The following is a 15,774-nucleotide window of genomic DNA, read 5'->3' as shown; positions in this document are numbered from 1 at the left end:
AAGCCATTAAACCCAATAAGTTAAAAAGGAGATTTTACAACTATGGAAAATATTAATACAAAAAAGATAAGAGAAAATGCAAATGCAATAAAAGCACTCAATGAAGAAAAGGCTAATGATTACATTAATAATTTACCAAAACAAGAATATGCGGAGCTACTGTCGGCTCTTGAGCTTGGTAGAAATAAAGACTGGGATCATAGTGTAGCAAAAAACAACAAGTGTCTAACATTGGAAGAAAAAAGAAATATTGTAAATATCGAGCTTGACATAGCACTTAAAGGAGCAGAAAAAGAAGACGGAGTATATACGACAAATGTAGATAAAAGTATGGCGGCAAAAATAAAAACTCGAAACATAGAGAGGGGGATAGAAAAAATACTAGAAGTTCAAATCAAAAAGGATAAAATATGAAATACATACCAATACTAAAATACAATGAAAAAGTCGATGTTTCAGCTTATAACAAACTTGAATATTCAACCAAAGAAAGTATTGTGCCGCTTATAGAGGTTTTTCAACAAGATAAGGTAGAGTTATCAAAATTATCTTTTACCAACAGGAAATTCTTTTTGAATTTAGAGTTCTTGCATAACTTTAAAGAGAGTGTTGATACATTTGAGAAATTACATCTATTGTTCCCTGATATGATCCCAGTTATTAACTCTTCTCATTTTGACGTTCTGTCAAAGCGAGACATAATACTATCTATGAAAAAACTAATAAGCATTGGGTTCAGGGAATATGCAGTTAAACTAAATAGTATTGCTAGCTTAAAAATCCCAGATAATCTTGAAACCATCTTGCTAATGCTAAATACGTTTGATAACATTACATTTTTTATAGACATAGATTACGCCTATAAAATAACAAGCACCGATCTTATGCTTGAGTATTTTTCCAACACCATAGACCATATGTTGGCAATGATAGACGAAAGTATCAAAAAGATAGTAATATGCGGGTCGTTGCTCCCAGTTACATCTAATTGCTTTCCTAGCTATGAAGATGAAGATTTTAACGCAGGATGTATTGTTGAGAACAACCTCTTACAAACATATCTGTTGCTAAGGGAAAAATATACAAATTTAGACTTATATTACTCAGATTATACAATAGACGAGAAAAATAAATTTACAGATGAAAATACACCAGTATATGGATTTTACCCTATGGTGAAATACACTTTAAACAATGGGGACATTATGGTGTATAAGTCAAATTGCATAAGAGAATTCAAAAAGTATCCAGAAATAGCAAATGAGATATTTAACTCAAATAAATATTTGAGTGAAGACCATTGCTGCGGATGCCAATACATAAAAGATACTATCGATGAAAATATCGGCGGCAAGAATACAGGAAGTCCCGCTAGCTGGAAAACAAATATGATGACACACCATATGTCAGTTATGGCAAATTTACTAAAATAAAAAGTCTTTATGCGGTAACCCCATTAGAACGCCTTTTGGCATATCAACAATAGGGGTTACCTTGATATTCTTCGTTTCTTTTTCAAAAACTCTCTTAGGCATAAGCTTATCATATTCTTTGTTTTTGATAAGCTCTTTTATGATATTGCTTTCTTTGCAATATCTTTCTTTTAACCTAATAAGAGTTAAATTCTTTATCTCTTCATCAGTAAAAAGCTCTTTAAATTTAGACATAGCAGCTTCTAAATGTAGGTTTGAGGCATACGGGATACCTCTTAATGCTTTTTTAAATTCTATACCCCACCAGTATTTTAAATAAATATCTACACTCAATTCTCGGACTTTTGGCTCTTTGATTTCCTCAATCTTTTTGTTGTTAATCGTGTATATACCGACACTATCTGGTAAAACCATTTTGCCTAAAAATTTACTATCAACAACTACCGATACTTTGTTTGCATATCTTGTATATTTTTCTATTTGGTTATCAAGTCTGTCTAGAGTATCTTTTTCGGATTTTATTTCATAAATAGAAATTGAGCCATTGAGCGCAAGAACATCAGCCCTTACCCTATCATAAAAGCTGTCTCCCAAAGTAACTTCTGGGACAATAACTGCGTGCTTTTCGTTTTTATGTAGCCAGTCGATCACTTGTATTTTTATGTCTTTTTCGTTCATTTTTGCCTCAATCGAGTGTTATAATATACGCTTTTTGCTATAATAATGCTTAAAATGAGTGGAAATCTTAAATATGAAGCAAATGTTATTCCTTGTCCTAGCAGCCCTCTCACTTCTCGCCCACCCTGCCAAAGTCGTTAAAATTTCAGACGGTGACACGATCACGATATTGCAAGATAAACAACAAATCAAAGTAAGGCTATTCGGCATTGACGCGCCCGAACTCAAGCAGCCCTACGGCAAGAAGTCAAAGCAGTTTTTGGCAAATTTGATAGCGGGCGAAGTTGTAGAAGTCGATGAAAACGGCAAAGATAGATACAAGCGCACGATCGGCACGATCTATCTAAACGGAGCGGACATCAACGCCCAAATGGTAGAAAATGGCTATGCGTGGGCGTATCGCAAATTTTCAAAGAAATATACCGCGCAAGAAAGCAATGCGAAATCTCAAAAGCTCGGGCTTTGGCGAGATAAAGAGCCTATCCCGCCGTGGGAGTGGAGGAAACGCTAAATTTTAAAGATTTCCTTTTTCTTTGCGTTAAATTCCTCTTGCGTTATAATGCCCTTATCTAGCAAATCTTTAAACTTCATTATTTCATCAGCTTCAGATGTTTTTTGCTCAATTTGCTGTGATACGGGCATATCGTCAAAGCTTGATTTTGCATTGTGGCAATATTTTAAGATGATTTGAAAAATCTTGTCGTCAACATCTACCACGCATTCTTGTCCGTCTTTGAATTTTAAGGCTATTAATTTAACCTTATTATTCTTTGCACTAAATCCAGCAAGTAGCCCTATTGGTCCTAATAAAACAGCACCCAGCCCGCCCCTGATTATGGCGCTTGATGCAGATTTGGTACTATTTTCGTCAAGTATTTCGTAGTGCGTTATGTTTCCGTCTAAATATACTGTTTTCCCGAGGAACATCCCGCCCTCTTTCATTGTATGAAAAGTTACTATCCCAAAACTCCTAACTACGTCCCAACCCTCATAAGCTCCCGCAATAACTTTATTTTTAGCCATTTTTTGCCTTTACCACTTAGGCCTTTTTGTGCCTTTTTTACCCGTATATGGGTTTACATTGCCTTTCGACGACCAATTATTTCTCTGCGTGCGATCTTTGCTCGTCCTGTGATAGGATTTTACGTAAGCGCCGTTTCTTTTATGGTAGCCGCTCACGCTCTTGCCGTAAGCAAAAGAGCCCATAGGCCCCAGCAAACAAACTGCTAGTATAGCAAACAGTATTTTCCTCGCCATCGTTACTCCTTTTTAATAAAAAGTTTCTAAAGAATTATATCTCAGAAAATATTACTATTGATAATAAATTTTAAGCTTACTCTTATATTATCTTTGGTAATATTCACTTATCCAAATGGACAAGGCGACCCACGCCGAGGTTACGTAACCTAAAGCTACGGGTTAGCGCACTAGGGAAGCGATATTGCCCTAGCCAGACCAGCCCTGATCGCGCGTGTTTTGCCTTTACGGCATATTCAGAGCTTGAAAAATCCACGCAATTTTATATGGCGGACGTATGCTAATCGGAAAACTCTTGGACGTCCGGAAAACGAGCTTTTGGAATGCAGGTTCGACTCCTGCCGTCCGCCACCGTATCTTAACGCAAGTCCCGCAAACTCACGCAAGCATTTAATCTCCTTAAGGTAAAAATTTGGTTTAACACAACTCGCGGGGCTTGCTTTAGGATACAAAAACCAAAAGGAGAAAAGATGAACAAATTTAAAAAATACTGCCCTAACGTATGGGTCGCCGAGTGCGACGAAAAGCACGACAAAGGCGAAGTTATCACCCTTGAAACACAATACGGTAAAGAGGTTGAGTGCGAGGTCTATAACCTAATAGCAGAAGGAAATGGTAAGTTTTATTATTCCATTGTAAGGCTAGAGGGGAACTACGCGGCGAAAAAAGCCGATAAATACAGAAATTCGCAGGCGTTGCACGCAAAAAAGAGCTTTGAGTGGTATCAAAAAAGCAAAGAGGGTGCGGAATTTCTAAAACTCGCCGAGCCGATAAAGGTCGGACACCACAGCGAGCACAGACACAGGGCGCTAATCGAGCGCAACTGGAATAGGATGGGAAACAGTGTAAAAGAGCGAGAAATCGCCGACGAAAAAGCGCGTAAAGCCGAGTATTGGGAGGCTAAGGCGGAGGAGATTAACCTATCAATGCCGCAAAGCCTAGAATATTTCGCGGCACAGCTAGAAAAAGCCAAAGCGCACCAAAAAGGGCTAAAGGACGGCACTATAAGACGCGAGCATAGTTACAGTTTGACTTACGCGACAAAGGCGGTTAAAGACCTAACGCAAAAATTAGAAATTGCCCGCGTCTTATGGGCTTAAACTTCAGTGGCGGGCTAGTCATCTCTAGCCCTAGAAAGGATAAAGCCGTGCGGCTATTTAGGTTATTTAGGCGGCTAGCGAGTTATTTCCAAAAAGGAAACAACTCAAAACGGCTAATCAAAAATATCAGGTTTTTAAATTTGAAAGGATAAAGAATGAGAATAAGCATAGACGCCGTAGCCGATGTGGAATTGGCGGATTTATTAGAGCGCTGCAACTTAGGGCAGATATTAAAAGAGCTGCGAGACGTTAGGCTCGATACCGCCGACCTCGTAGGGCTGGGGCTATTTTTAAATACGCTAAACGGAAACGAACTGCGAGACGTGATCTACGGCACAGACGAGCAGACGGCGAAAAAGATAGTCGAAGCCGTTAAATTTTACGGCAAAGTTAGCTAGGTTTTTGTATAATCAAGACAAAATTCGTAAGCAAAAAGGATAATAATGAATGATGGGCATTTTTCAATCAATACGTTGAATGATTTACGTTTATTACAGGAAAAACTAGCTAACGGAGAAAATGTAATCATAAGCCAGATCGGGCAAATAACACATAGTATCAAGCTTGAAGGTGGCAGGTTTAATGATTATGACGATGGCTACATAGATGCAGATATTGCAAAAATGGTCTTATCTTATCAAGACAACTTTTATAAGATAGTTTCTATTTTAGAGAAAAACTACGGAATTACGGGTATTGATAAAACACAACTTCTAACTTTTAAATTAGAACGAGGTTGTTTAAAAATAGACCTTGAAAATATGATTAAGGTATTATTGGAGGGCATAAAAGGCATGAGCGATATTGCAAAAGTTATTATAATAGTATCGGTAGCATTGATGATATTGGGCGGCTATTCTTATAGCGAGTATCTTACACATAATGAAAATTTAGCAAAAATAAGCGCAGAAAGTGAAAATAGACGCATTATCGCAAGTTTAAAAGCTGATAAAGATTTACAAAAAGCCATAAATGAACCAAAGGCAAAAATAGCCTCTGCCCTACAAGAAAACGAAACAGCGACGTTTAACAACGAAAGCGAGCCTATAACTTATCAAAAAGTTAAAAATTATGAATTCAAAGAACTCATAGATACCACGGCTACTTTTGATAAAATAGATGATTTTTCTATTTTGGGATATGAAAAGACTAGTAACGGCGATAGGAAATTTAAGATTGATATAAACGGTATCAAATGGGTAAGCGCAAATCTAATAAGCGCTGAAGCTCGCATTAGATTAGCCACTGCTATCGAAAACGGAGAAAGTATAAAACTCAAAATAAGAACCGTCAAGGAATATAACAAAATAAAAGAAGTGATTATTTTGGATCTGATAGGGAGTGAACAATGACCGCAGATGATAATATCGTAAAGCGTGTATGCAAAGAACTAAACATCACGCAAAGGGAGTTGGCGGAGAGGATAGGGATGAGTGAGGGCGGACTGCGATCTGCGCTATCGCTTGGCAAAATAACTCCACAAGTCGAAAGGGCGTGTGAAATGGTCTTAAAAATTTACGAGCTTGAAAAAGAGCTTGAAAATTACAAAATCCTACAAAATGCTCTAAAATCGATGATTGTTTAATGGTAAGAAATCCTTACCATTAAAAATTTTAATTCAAAACATTTTTTTGCATTTCTTGTTTTAATTCACAATAAAAACTCTTGACTTCTGTTTTATAACCTGATATAATTCCCGCATAAATATTTTAAATCCAAACAAAGGGGATTAAATGCAGTCATTATTTCAAACAGAGCCAACGCAAGTTGAAATTCTAAATTTCCAAACCTTTACTACTGAATATGTTGCAGAGCGTTACGGCGTTTCTACAACCAACATCAAAGTCCATAAGCGCGAACACGCCGACGAGATAATCGAGGGTATTCACTTCGTCGTAGTCAAAAACGACCGCAATCGCCCCGTCATCAAATGGACGCTTCGCGGCATCATCAAGCTAGGTATGTTTATCCGCTCAAAAGAGGCCAAAAACTTCAGGCTTTGGGCGGAGCAAGAGCTAGAAAAAACCATACTTAGCGAATTGGCGCAAGCAAAAGAAACAAAAGCCCGCAACGTCGAGCTATCTCATAAATATGCAGACCTTGAAGCCTACGCTAAATTTGAAGCTAAACGCCACGGCGATCAAATCAACGGCTATTTAGGGCAGCTAGCAAAGCATAACGCACTTATCGCTAGTTTAAAAACCGAACTAGCCAAACGCGGCAAGATTTACGACGCGGAGGTTATAGAGCGCTACGAGGATAGAGAGGAAAACTTGCGGGCCCAGCTACACAATGCCAAAGCCGAGCGGGATTTTTACTTTAAACGCACGCAAGAACTTAAGCAAAAGCAAAACATCAAAGATAGCGAGATAGTAAGGCTACTAAACAAAATCCAGTATCAAATGGACGGCGTGTATAGCGAGATAGGCGCGGTTATGGCGTATGCAAACGACAACGACCGCTTTTTTATAGAACAAAATCAGATTTTGAAAGGATAAAAAATGAGCGCGATGGACTCGGTCGATTACGACCTTATGAAATACGAGCAGGCGCAAGCGGTAAGGGACGCGAGATTTAACGAGTTTCGCGATAAGGCGGCGGACATAATCGCCATAGCTAGAGATCATCTTGATAAGCTGGCAAGCGAATACGAGGAGTTAATCAGCTTTGACGATCTGGCGTACGAGATAAACGACCAAATCGAAGCGGAATTGAAATTTTAAAGGATAGCAAATGAGTATCAAAGAATTTAAATTTTATGCCTTTCTATTTAAGAGGGGCAACGAAACAGACAAGCATTTAACGGCCGGCGATTTTGTCGCCTTTGTAAAATCGTTTAGGGGGCAGAGATGATAGAAACGCTAAGTAAAATACAATGTGAGCTAAAAGCCCCAAAGACGCAGACAAATAAGGCGGGTGGATACTCTTATCGCTCCTGCGAGGATATTTTAGAAGCCGTTAAGCCTCTACTAGAAAAATATGGCGTCGCCCTTACGATAAGCGACGAGATAATGCTAGTGGGGGATCGCTTTTACGTCAAGGCTACGGCGACGCTACGAGGCAAAGAGGGCGAAATAAACGCGAGCGCATACGCTAGGGAAACTGAGGTAAAACTAAACAAATATGGCGGAGAAATATTGGATAGGGCGCAGATCACGGGTAGCACGTCGAGCTATGCGCGCAAATACGCCTTAAACGGGCTTTTTGCTATCGACGACACAAAAGACGCAGACGCTACAAATACTCACGACGACGAGCCAAGGCAGAACAAGCAGCCGCAAAAACAGCCGACGTTTTTAAACGCCGATCAGCTAAACGACCTAGTGCATTTGTGCGAAATAACAAACACCAACCCTGACGCAATAGTAGCGGCGTATAAGGTTAAAGCCTTCGCAAATCTACCGTATGAAAAAGTGCGCGGGCAACTACTTAAAAAGCTTGAGCAAATACAAGCTCAACAAAGCGCGTAAAGGATAGGCGATGACAATAACACTAACTCAAAATACCCCCGAGTGGCTAGAATACCGCAAAGGCAAATTCAACGCTAGCGAGGCGGGCGACGTTATGGGCGTGGGCTTTAACAAGCCCTACCAACTAGCGCAAATCAAGTATCAAGGCAAGCAAGTTTTTCAAAATGACGCTATGAGGCGCGGGCAAGAATACGAGCCAAAAATCAGAGATATACTGAACGAAAAGCTAAATTTAGACCTCTCGCCCGTCGTAATGCAAAGCGACACCGACCCTAGATTTTCGGCTAGTCTTGACGGGTATGACATAGTTACGGACACGTTTTGCGAGATAAAATTTAGCGATACCGAGCTGGAGTATCTACGCAAAAACGGCAAGCCTAGCGAAAAATACTTTTGGCAGATACAGCACCAATTCTACGTGAGCGAAGCTAAAAAGTGTATTTTTGCCGTCGGTTACATAGATGAAAATTTTGAAGTGCAATGCGAATACGTAGAAGTTGAGCGCGACGAAAAAGCTATTAAAAAGCTAACCAAGGCGTGGAACGAGTTTGAAAAAACGTATAAAGACGCCGCCCCCGACGAGGAGTGGCTAAGCCTAAGCGAGAATATCGCCGAGCTAACCGAGCGCAAAAAGCAAATCGAGGGCGAGCTACAAGCTCTAAAAGATAGAGCGATAGCAAAAGCTGCGGGCGTGGAAATGAAGGTATACGGGCTAACCATTAGCAAGACCGAATACAAAGAAAGCTACAACTACAAAGCGTTTTGCGAGCATACGGGCGCGGTAATACCTAGCGAGTATCTAAAAGCGGGGTCAGTTAGCTGGAGAGTGTTAGTGTCGTGATCATCAGCTCGCAGTTTAACCGCTTTATGCACGGTGTAGTTTTGCGGGAGCTGGGCGCGCTTAGGTATTTGCAAATACGCGAGCATAAGCTAGCCCTGCGCCCTTTTTACCTTACACACGACACGCTAAAACAGCTTTTAAAAGTGCTAGACTTCGACTACCCACGAGAAAAAGGCGGCAAGCCTTTTAGCTACAAAAAGCTAACCACCCACGATATGCTAGCCCATATTGCTTTTATTGAGCTGGTAATGGCTGAAAACGGCTTTGAGCCAAAATATTTACAAGAATTCAAAGAGGAAATTAAAAATGTTTAACAGAGTAGTTTTAGTCGGAAATTTGACGCGAGATATTGAGTTGCGCTACACCCAAAGCGGCGCGGCGATAGGCAGCTCAGGCATAGCCGTCACCCGAAAATACACGCTAAACGGGGAGAAGCGCGAGGAAACGTGTTTTATCGACATAACGTTTTTTGGAAAACAAGCAGAAATAGCAAATCAGTATCTCTCCAAAGGCTCAAAGCTTTTAGTAGAAGGTCGATTGAAATTTGACCAATGGACGGACAACAACGGACAAAACAGAAGCAAACACACGGTAGTCGTCGAGAATATGGAAATGCTAGGCGGAGGGCAACAAAGCAATCAGGGCTATCAGCAAGGCGGGTATTCAAATCAGCGCCCACAACAAAGCGCGTCTAAGAAACCGCAACAGCAAAAACCGCCTGAAAGCTACGACGCGCCAGAAATAGACGTGGACGCCGACAAATACGATGACGGCGACGAAACGATACCATTTTAAAATTTAGCAACAAGATAGTAAAATACCTTTTAAATTTTAAAAAGGTTGTTTATGAGCGAGAGTAAATTTGACGAGTGGAACGAAGTAAAGAAAACTACAAATTCCCAAAGCCCAAAGAAAATCAAAATAAAAGTAGGCTCTATCTACTGGGTAAGGGTAGGACAAAACGTGGGCAGTGAGACTTATGGCAAAGGAGACGAGTTTATCCGTCCTGTGCTGGTGGTAAATAAAATTTACATATCCGAGTTTATTAACGCCTTTATCGGTATCCCGCTAAGCTCGAAAACGAAAGACAAATCAGGCTACTTGTATCATAAATTTACCACAACAAAAGGCAAGGCTAATGTCGCGCTTTTGGCGCAAATACGCATATTTGACGCTAGGCGTGTGAGCGATTATTACAAAGGCAAGATTTTAAATGCTGATTTTGAAGCGATAAAGGAAAAGCTAAAAAGTAATATCATAGGGTAATACCCCGCCACTAAGGACGGGTATCCAAGCCACGCCCAAAAAGAGCGGGGGACAAATCTCCTTAAAAGAAGTCGCTAAACCTTAGCTTGTAAGACTTAACGACTTCCTTAAAGAAGTAACGTAATTATAGCGCAGTTTAATTAAACTGAATTGAAAGGAAACAATATGACCGATGAAAATCTAATCAAAGCCACGTGTAAAGAGCCGAAAAACGCCAAAGTAACTCACAAGGGCGACTGGAAAATCGCGGACGACATCACGATAGAGTGCTACGTCACCGACGATAAGCGTCGTCTTTTATCTCTGCGCGGGACGGCTCGGGCTATGGATTTAAGAGGCGGAGGTAGCGGTGCATTGCTTAGAAATTTAAAAGCCGCTTGGATACAGCCTTTTTTATCGGACCATCTAAAAATATGGATTTTAGGGGCTGATACGCAAAGTTTGGGTAAAATTTCGGGGGTCGTCGGACCGGCGTTTATCCCGTTTGAAGCCGAGCTATTCGTTGATGTTTGCAAAGCTTACGTTATGGCGGACAATAGGGGTATTTTAAACGAAAATCAAAGCGCGATAGCAAAAAGACTGCTCCATATTATGTCTGCATTTGCCAAAGTCGGTATCGTCGCCCTCGTTGATGAAATAACGGGCTATCAAAAAGAGCGCGAAGAAGACGAACTTCAAAAGATACTTTCTAAATACATCTCCGCCGAGTTTTTAGAATGGACGAAGCGTTTCCCCGACGAGTTTTACGAGCAAATTTTTAGGCTCAAAGAGTGGGGCGAGTTTCAAACTCACCACAAAATGCCGCAAATCGTAGGCAAGATAACAAACGAAATAGTGTACAAGCAGCTCCCCGAGGGCGTGCTTGAGGAGCTTAGAAATAAAACGCCCAAAAGCGAAAGCGGAAACAACTTATATAAATTTCATCAGAGCTTAACGCTAGACACGGGCATACCGCACCTTGATAAGCACCTAATATCCGTTATTACGCTTATGAAAGTAGCTGACGATTGGGACGATTTTATCTATCTTTTTAACAAATCGTATTCTAAAAACTATCAGCTACGATTTGATTTTGACAAGGAGAGCAAATGACCGCAGAGGAAAACATCGTTAAGCGCGTATGTAAAGAGCTAGGGCTAACGTATAAACAGCTAGGCGAGGCGATAGGGCTAAGCGAAGGAAGCATTAAGCGACTAGCGACTAGCGACGAGATAAACACGCAAGCTATTAAATCGTGTGAAATGTTGCTTGAAATCAAAAGCCTAAAAGAACGCCTATCAAACACCGAGACGCTAAAAACCGCGCTAAAAACGCTCTTAGATTAACCGACGCGCTTTTGCGTTGGTTAAAAGTCTCAAAATATTACTCAATTTTTTATAAAAAATCTCATTCTAATACTAAAAACTCTTGACTTAGTCTCAAAATAATGCTATAATTCTTTTATCAAGCAACAAAATGATACTTGTTTGATAGAAAGGAGTAGCACAATGCAAAGGTTAGATTTTTTAATTCGACTCGCAATGTTGATTTATCTAATCTGCAAAATCCTTAAAATCTGGATTTAGCAAGGGGGCGAAAGCCCCTAACCCAAAACATTGTGCATACTCCTATTTTAGCAAAAGGAGCTTAAGATGAGCGAAATTTTAGAAGTTTTGCAAGTGGTACTTCTGGCATACATTGCATTAATGTTAACGAGGGGGCGCAAATGAACGCCCCTAACAAACAAAAATTCGTCCAGTATCTGGAGCACTACAAAATAGAGCCGACCGATACCGACGAGGAAGTGAGCTACAAGGTGCTTGACTGCGCTTATGATCTATTCTGCGCTTTAGACGCGCTATCGAAAAATCATAATGCGATGAGAGCCAAAATTTTAAATATACTTCAACCTAAAGGAGAAACGAAATGAATTTAGAAATTTTCAAGAACGAAAATTTTGAGGTTAGAGTTGCGGTCGATGAAAATAACGAACCGCTTTTTTGCTTAAGTGATGTTTGTAAGGTTTTAGAACTCACTAACGCAAGCGTCGTTAAAAATGCGATCGCGTCAGAGTTTGACGATGACCTAAGTTTAACTTACCCCATCTTTGACAGTCTAGGCAGGGAGCAAAACGCGACTTTTATCAGCGAGCCACAGCTTTACTTCGTACTTATGCGAAGCGATAAACCGAACGCAAAACCGTTTAGGATGTTCGTCAATAAAGAGGTATTGCCTAGCATTAGAAAAACGGGAAGCTATACGCAAAAACCGCTAACCCAAGCCGAAATTTTAGCGCAGAGCGCGGCGTTGCTAGTTGAACAAGAGAGGCGGACGGCGGCGTTAGAGGCTGAAACGGAAGCTATCCGCAAAAATCAACTAAAAATCGCTAATTGCGTAAACCGCTTGACCAATAGTAATGAAAATTTGACGGTTATCGCTTACGGAATTTTAAATAAAGTGAGATTGGATAAAAACAAAGCCTCGTCATTAGGGAGAAAAGCGTCGAAACTAAGCAGAGAGCGAAACCTAACGATAGGGCGCTGGCGCGATCCGCATTGGGGCGAGGTGGGGTTATATGATATTAGCGTATTGGAGCAAGTCTTTAAAGATGCCGGACTAACAAACAAAGGAGCGCAAAATGTTGCACTATAAAAACTACAAGATACTAAAAGAGCTTTACGGCAGGGAAACGGGCGCAGATATTTTTCATCCTGAATATGTTACGAGGGATTACGAGGTTGCGCTATCTTTTAAAAAATTTAAATTGGGACGCGATTATGAAGTATCGCCGTATATTATTCGAAACGAGAATGGGCTGCGCATAGCAAAACATGAATTGCGCTTTACTGACAAAGGGGTAAAGAAGCTTTTAAAAATGAGCCAAAAAGCTCGCGACAGGATTGATGAATTGTGGAAAGATTTTATCAATGATTAAAAATGACGTAGCCTAATCTCCTACAAAAAGGCTACAAGAAAAACAACTCCAAATTATACAAATAGCGGGATTAATCCCCGCTTACTACGAGGCAAAATATGACTACCAACGAACTAAAGGACGCCGCTATTTTCGTTATGGCGTATAGTTTTTTAAAAATGGATAGCACGCAGGAGCTAGGGCTATTCATAAACAAAAAGGCGAGCAAATTTATTGATGAGCTTTTAGCGGCGATGTTTCCTATCGTCCAATACTACCACGAATTTAGAAAACGGATTGATACCCAAATTAGCGCACTTGATAACAAAGCCGCCGTTAGAAAAGAAAATTTCGGCACGACAGCGCCCCAGCTAGCCTGCGATCTGCTTTATTTGCGTTTCGCACCGAACGAGCGTAAGGGGCAAAAGCTAGCACCGATACTAGCCGAGTTTTACGCGCTCAACAAGGACAAAATAATGTATATCGCAAATAAGAGCTACGACACGAAGTATCGCAAAGAGGCGGAGGATAGCCAACGCCTAGCGTATTTCTACATTGAGAACATATGATGAAAGAAATAGCAGACGATTTGCGCGCGATAATCGACGAGCTGATGGCACTTGAAAAACGGCTCGACGCGCTAAAGCTAAAGATAGATTTGGCACACGGGGCAAATAGAGAGCCGTACAAGTCCTGGATAGAGGACGTAAAAGAAATAAAAGAAATAATTGAAAGGATAAGACGATGAATACGGACGAAATGATCGAAGTAATGCAAGCCTACACGCAGGGCGAGGCGATAGAAGTAAGCGACAAAGGCGCGGGCAATTGGAGCGAGATTAAATACCCGCTTTGGGATTGGAATAGTTTTGAATACCGCGTGAAGCCAAAAGCCGTTGAAGCTCTTTGGTATTGGGAGTTCAAAATGTCCGACGGTTGGCACATAAGCCAAACGAGAATGACGAGAGCGCAGGCGCAGGCATTTGTCGGCCAGAGCGTAGAAATCGCTCCGCTTTATGCGCTTGGATTTAGGATAAAGGATGAAAATGAGTAGTCCCGAAAAAGAAAAAATGCAGGCGGCGATTGATAGCTTTTGCGAGCACTGCAAAAAACAAAACGAGATAGCAAGCGAGCAGGCGAAACGACGCGCCAAAATCGCGTGGATAGCGCGAGAAATTGAGAAGTTTGACGATGGCCGGCTTAACCGCATTGTGATTTTGGTAAAGCAGATAAAGGATTAGAAATGAAACTATTAACTCAAAAAGAAGCGTCCGTAATGCTAGGGTATAGCCCTAAAAGCGGCATTTTGGCAAAAATGCGAATGGAAAAATACAAGGGCAAGTGGGAATTTACTCCGCGCTACATTGAATTTAACGGTACCATAAGATACCCGCTTGATTGGCTCGAAGCCGACCTAAAAGCTTGGCGAGAGCATAAGCTCAAAGGGGCGTAATTATGCCCCTAGCCCCTCTAAAAACTCGCTCCACCACTCTAAAAGCCTTTTATGTTCTCGCGAGTTAAAATCTCTAAAATATGCTTTATCTACTTCGCTACCTCTAGTATGTAGCAACACTTCGTCTATTATCCGTTTTTCAAATTTCCCCCGCTCTACCCCGTCCACAATCTCAACCGCGCGTATAGCAAAGGTCGCTAGCATCGAGCGGAAGCCGTGCGCGTGCAGGTCGTCTATCCCCAAACTTTTAATGGATTTTAATAACGTATTTTCGCTTATTTTCCACCCGCCGCGAGCCGAACAAATACTAGATTTAAAAACTATCCCCTCTCCCCCGCTGATTTTCGCCTGCTCCTCCAGGATTTTAACCGCCGCCTTGGGTAAGGGCAAACGAGCATTTATTTTGGTTTTATTGTCGCTCTCCCCAAAATATACAAACCCCTCTTTTAAATCCACCCTATCCCAAGTAAGCTCGCGTATTTGATGCGGCCGCTGCGCCATAATAAGATTAAAAAAGAACAAGTTTTTTATCGTTTCGTTAATGTAGGCGTGCTTTACTATGCCTATTATCTCGCTTAGCCTAGCTTTATTGGTTACCGCTTTGCGCCTGATTACGGGCTTTTTTACGTAAATTTCGTCCATATCCTCTAAAATCTCGTAAATAAAAGCGATGTCTGAAACGGCGTTTTGGCTGCGCGCATATTTTAAAACATCCCTTAGCACCGGCAAGGCTTTTTTTGCGCTCGTTAGATGTGCTTTCTTTGTGGCTTTTATCACGGCATCTTTATTTAGCTCGTTTAAGAATTTCTCACCCAACGGCGCTAATATCCACTTATTGACCCTATTTTTTAGCTTCCTACGCTTCTGGTAGGCCGCCTCGCTGCCGTCGCCCTCTATCTTAATATCTAGCCACTCGTCAAAAGCTTCGGCTAGTTTTACTTTCTTGACGCAAACGTTGGCCGTTTTGGCGGTTTTTAGCTCTATTGCTTTTTGTCTAGCCTCAGACAATGTTATATCCGCAAAATTTGCGATCGTAATTAGTTTTTTATCCCGAAATTTGTAAAATTTAGTCCCGTTGTCAAAGCATACTAGATAAAGACTACACGTGCTATCTATGCCGTAAACGCTTGATCTGCCTTTGCCTGCATATTTTAGAGCCTTAACCTGCGCCGCATTTAATACCTTTGCCATCGGTTTCCTTTTTGGAATTTGTATGTTGTTGTACAGTTTGTTGTACACTTTGAAACGGAATTATTATAAATACAAAAGAATTAAAAAGAATTAAAAAAGTAAAAATAAGCCCTATTTTTAGGGCTTATCGGTGAGTAAATACACGCCAAAGAATTAAAAAGAAAACTTGCGGTAGATTATTTCAGGGTAACCA

Annotated in this window: 28 protein-coding genes and 1 tRNA gene; 25 read left to right on the top strand and 4 right to left on the bottom strand. The window is 40.8% G+C overall.

Going from position 1 to position 15,774, the window contains the following annotated elements; genetic code table 11:
• The first annotated feature begins 42 nt into the window (after nt 1-42).
• Nucleotides 43-414 carry a hypothetical protein gene (locus CSUNSWCD_RS10595; protein WP_009497260.1) on the top strand — a complete coding sequence of 124 codons (372 nt, stop codon included), beginning with the start codon at nt 43-45 and terminating at the stop codon, nt 412-414.
• Nucleotides 411-1,433: a beta family protein gene (locus tag CSUNSWCD_RS10590; protein ID WP_009497258.1), complete on the top strand. Its 1,023-nt coding sequence runs from the start codon at nt 411-413 to the stop codon at nt 1,431-1,433. The genes CSUNSWCD_RS10595 and CSUNSWCD_RS10590 overlap by 4 nt, the downstream gene beginning before the upstream one ends.
• On the opposite strand, the gene CSUNSWCD_RS10585 is transcribed toward CSUNSWCD_RS10590, so the two are convergent.
• Nucleotides 1,425-2,111 (bottom strand): sce7726 family protein, encoded by a 687-nt coding sequence (locus tag CSUNSWCD_RS10585; RefSeq protein ID WP_009497256.1) that lies wholly within the window; start codon nt 2,109-2,111, stop codon nt 1,425-1,427. The two genes, CSUNSWCD_RS10590 and CSUNSWCD_RS10585, sit on opposite strands and share 9 nt — an antisense overlap.
• Nucleotides 2,112-2,184: 73 nt before the next feature.
• On the opposite strand from CSUNSWCD_RS10585, the gene CSUNSWCD_RS10580 reads away from it, so the two are divergent.
• Nucleotides 2,185-2,622 carry a thermonuclease family protein gene (locus tag CSUNSWCD_RS10580; RefSeq protein WP_034964907.1) on the top strand — a complete coding sequence of 146 codons (438 nt, stop codon included), beginning with the start codon at nt 2,185-2,187 and terminating at the stop codon, nt 2,620-2,622.
• On the opposite strand, the gene CSUNSWCD_RS10575 is transcribed toward CSUNSWCD_RS10580, so the two are convergent.
• The gene (locus CSUNSWCD_RS10575) at nt 2,619-3,134 is read right to left on the bottom strand and encodes an SHOCT domain-containing protein (protein WP_100223858.1); all 516 of its coding nucleotides are present in this window, start codon (nt 3,132-3,134) and stop codon (nt 2,619-2,621) included. The two genes, CSUNSWCD_RS10580 and CSUNSWCD_RS10575, sit on opposite strands and share 4 nt — an antisense overlap.
• A 9-nt stretch (nt 3,135-3,143) precedes the next feature.
• The gene (locus CSUNSWCD_RS10570) at nt 3,144-3,368 is read right to left on the bottom strand and encodes a hypothetical protein (protein ID WP_009497250.1); all 225 of its coding nucleotides are present in this window, start codon (nt 3,366-3,368) and stop codon (nt 3,144-3,146) included.
• A gap of 269 nt (nt 3,369-3,637) precedes the next feature.
• Here CSUNSWCD_RS10570 and CSUNSWCD_RS11355 point away from each other — a divergent pair.
• From CSUNSWCD_RS11355 to CSUNSWCD_RS10465, 22 genes are all read left to right on the top strand, one after another.
• Nucleotides 3,638-3,718 (top strand) — tRNA-OTHER (locus tag CSUNSWCD_RS11355).
• 120 nt (nt 3,719-3,838) lie between these two features.
• Nucleotides 3,839-4,468 (top strand): DUF3560 domain-containing protein, encoded by a 630-nt coding sequence (locus CSUNSWCD_RS10565; protein ID WP_009497248.1) that lies wholly within the window; start codon nt 3,839-3,841, stop codon nt 4,466-4,468.
• A 155-nt stretch (nt 4,469-4,623) separates the two neighbouring features.
• Complete coding sequence (locus tag CSUNSWCD_RS10560; protein WP_009497244.1) at nt 4,624-4,866, top strand: hypothetical protein; 243 nt, start codon at nt 4,624-4,626, stop codon at nt 4,864-4,866.
• Between the two features lie 45 nt (nt 4,867-4,911).
• Nucleotides 4,912-5,820, top strand: coding sequence for a hypothetical protein (locus CSUNSWCD_RS10555; protein WP_009497242.1), 909 nt, complete (start codon nt 4,912-4,914; stop codon nt 5,818-5,820).
• Nucleotides 5,817-6,053 (top strand): helix-turn-helix domain-containing protein, encoded by a 237-nt coding sequence (locus CSUNSWCD_RS10550; protein ID WP_009497240.1) that lies wholly within the window; start codon nt 5,817-5,819, stop codon nt 6,051-6,053. Before CSUNSWCD_RS10555 ends, CSUNSWCD_RS10550 begins: the two co-directional genes overlap by 4 nt.
• 148 nt (nt 6,054-6,201) lie before the next feature.
• Nucleotides 6,202-6,966 (top strand): hypothetical protein, encoded by a 765-nt coding sequence (locus tag CSUNSWCD_RS10940; RefSeq protein WP_009497238.1) that lies wholly within the window; start codon nt 6,202-6,204, stop codon nt 6,964-6,966.
• 3 nt (nt 6,967-6,969) lie between these two features.
• The gene (locus CSUNSWCD_RS10540) at nt 6,970-7,191 is read left to right on the top strand and encodes a hypothetical protein (RefSeq protein ID WP_009497236.1); all 222 of its coding nucleotides are present in this window, start codon (nt 6,970-6,972) and stop codon (nt 7,189-7,191) included.
• Nucleotides 7,192-7,317: 126 nt separating this feature from the next.
• On the top strand, nt 7,318-7,938 hold the full coding sequence (locus CSUNSWCD_RS10535; protein WP_009497233.1) for an ERF family protein: 621 nt from the start codon (nt 7,318-7,320) through the stop codon (nt 7,936-7,938).
• A gap of 10 nt (nt 7,939-7,948) precedes the next feature.
• Nucleotides 7,949-8,779 carry a lambda-exonuclease family protein gene (locus CSUNSWCD_RS10530; protein WP_009497231.1) on the top strand — a complete coding sequence of 277 codons (831 nt, stop codon included), beginning with the start codon at nt 7,949-7,951 and terminating at the stop codon, nt 8,777-8,779.
• Nucleotides 8,776-9,093, top strand: a complete 318-nt coding sequence (locus CSUNSWCD_RS10525; RefSeq protein ID WP_009497229.1) for a hypothetical protein — start codon at nt 8,776-8,778, stop codon at nt 9,091-9,093. Before CSUNSWCD_RS10530 ends, CSUNSWCD_RS10525 begins: the two co-directional genes overlap by 4 nt.
• Nucleotides 9,086-9,574 (top strand): single-stranded DNA-binding protein, encoded by a 489-nt coding sequence (gene ssb, locus CSUNSWCD_RS10520; protein WP_009497227.1) that lies wholly within the window; start codon nt 9,086-9,088, stop codon nt 9,572-9,574. Before CSUNSWCD_RS10525 ends, ssb begins: the two co-directional genes overlap by 8 nt.
• A gap of 51 nt (nt 9,575-9,625) precedes the next feature.
• Nucleotides 9,626-10,045 carry a type II toxin-antitoxin system PemK/MazF family toxin gene (locus CSUNSWCD_RS10515; RefSeq protein WP_009497225.1) on the top strand — a complete coding sequence of 140 codons (420 nt, stop codon included), beginning with the start codon at nt 9,626-9,628 and terminating at the stop codon, nt 10,043-10,045.
• A gap of 165 nt (nt 10,046-10,210) precedes the next feature.
• Nucleotides 10,211-11,137, top strand: a complete 927-nt coding sequence (locus CSUNSWCD_RS10510; RefSeq protein WP_009497223.1) for a P63C domain-containing protein — start codon at nt 10,211-10,213, stop codon at nt 11,135-11,137.
• The gene (locus tag CSUNSWCD_RS10505) at nt 11,134-11,370 is read left to right on the top strand and encodes a hypothetical protein (protein WP_009497221.1); all 237 of its coding nucleotides are present in this window, start codon (nt 11,134-11,136) and stop codon (nt 11,368-11,370) included. The genes CSUNSWCD_RS10510 and CSUNSWCD_RS10505 overlap by 4 nt, the downstream gene beginning before the upstream one ends.
• Nucleotides 11,371-11,750: 380 nt before the next feature.
• Entirely contained in the window at nt 11,751-11,954 is a 204-nt protein-coding gene (locus CSUNSWCD_RS10500) for a hypothetical protein (protein ID WP_009497219.1), read from the top strand.
• On the top strand, nt 11,951-12,676 hold the full coding sequence (locus tag CSUNSWCD_RS10935) for a BRO-N domain-containing protein (protein WP_009497217.1): 726 nt from the start codon (nt 11,951-11,953) through the stop codon (nt 12,674-12,676). The genes CSUNSWCD_RS10500 and CSUNSWCD_RS10935 overlap by 4 nt, the downstream gene beginning before the upstream one ends.
• Nucleotides 12,663-12,959: a hypothetical protein gene (locus CSUNSWCD_RS10490; protein WP_009497215.1), complete on the top strand. Its 297-nt coding sequence runs from the start codon at nt 12,663-12,665 to the stop codon at nt 12,957-12,959. Before CSUNSWCD_RS10935 ends, CSUNSWCD_RS10490 begins: the two co-directional genes overlap by 14 nt.
• 98 nt (nt 12,960-13,057) lie before the next feature.
• The gene (locus tag CSUNSWCD_RS10485; protein WP_009497213.1) at nt 13,058-13,507 is read left to right on the top strand and encodes a hypothetical protein; all 450 of its coding nucleotides are present in this window, start codon (nt 13,058-13,060) and stop codon (nt 13,505-13,507) included.
• Entirely contained in the window at nt 13,507-13,686 is a 180-nt protein-coding gene (locus CSUNSWCD_RS10480) for a hypothetical protein (protein WP_034964904.1), read from the top strand. Before CSUNSWCD_RS10485 ends, CSUNSWCD_RS10480 begins: the two co-directional genes overlap by 1 nt.
• The gene (locus tag CSUNSWCD_RS10475; RefSeq protein ID WP_009497209.1) at nt 13,683-13,991 is read left to right on the top strand and encodes a hypothetical protein; all 309 of its coding nucleotides are present in this window, start codon (nt 13,683-13,685) and stop codon (nt 13,989-13,991) included. Before CSUNSWCD_RS10480 ends, CSUNSWCD_RS10475 begins: the two co-directional genes overlap by 4 nt.
• Nucleotides 13,978-14,178 carry a hypothetical protein gene (locus tag CSUNSWCD_RS10470; RefSeq protein WP_244263927.1) on the top strand — a complete coding sequence of 67 codons (201 nt, stop codon included), beginning with the start codon at nt 13,978-13,980 and terminating at the stop codon, nt 14,176-14,178. Before CSUNSWCD_RS10475 ends, CSUNSWCD_RS10470 begins: the two co-directional genes overlap by 14 nt.
• Before the next feature lie 2 nt (nt 14,179-14,180).
• Nucleotides 14,181-14,390 (top strand): hypothetical protein, encoded by a 210-nt coding sequence (locus CSUNSWCD_RS10465; RefSeq protein ID WP_009497205.1) that lies wholly within the window; start codon nt 14,181-14,183, stop codon nt 14,388-14,390.
• On the opposite strand, the gene CSUNSWCD_RS10460 is transcribed toward CSUNSWCD_RS10465, so the two are convergent.
• Complete coding sequence (locus tag CSUNSWCD_RS10460; protein ID WP_009497202.1) at nt 14,391-15,581, bottom strand: tyrosine-type recombinase/integrase; 1,191 nt, start codon at nt 15,579-15,581, stop codon at nt 14,391-14,393.
• Between the last annotated feature and the right edge of the window lie 193 nt (nt 15,582-15,774).

The organism is Campylobacter showae CSUNSWCD, assembly GCF_000313615.1.
Classification (GTDB): domain Bacteria; phylum Campylobacterota; class Campylobacteria; order Campylobacterales; family Campylobacteraceae; genus Campylobacter_A; species Campylobacter_A showae_A.
This window is presented reverse-complemented; position numbering and strand designations above follow the sequence as displayed.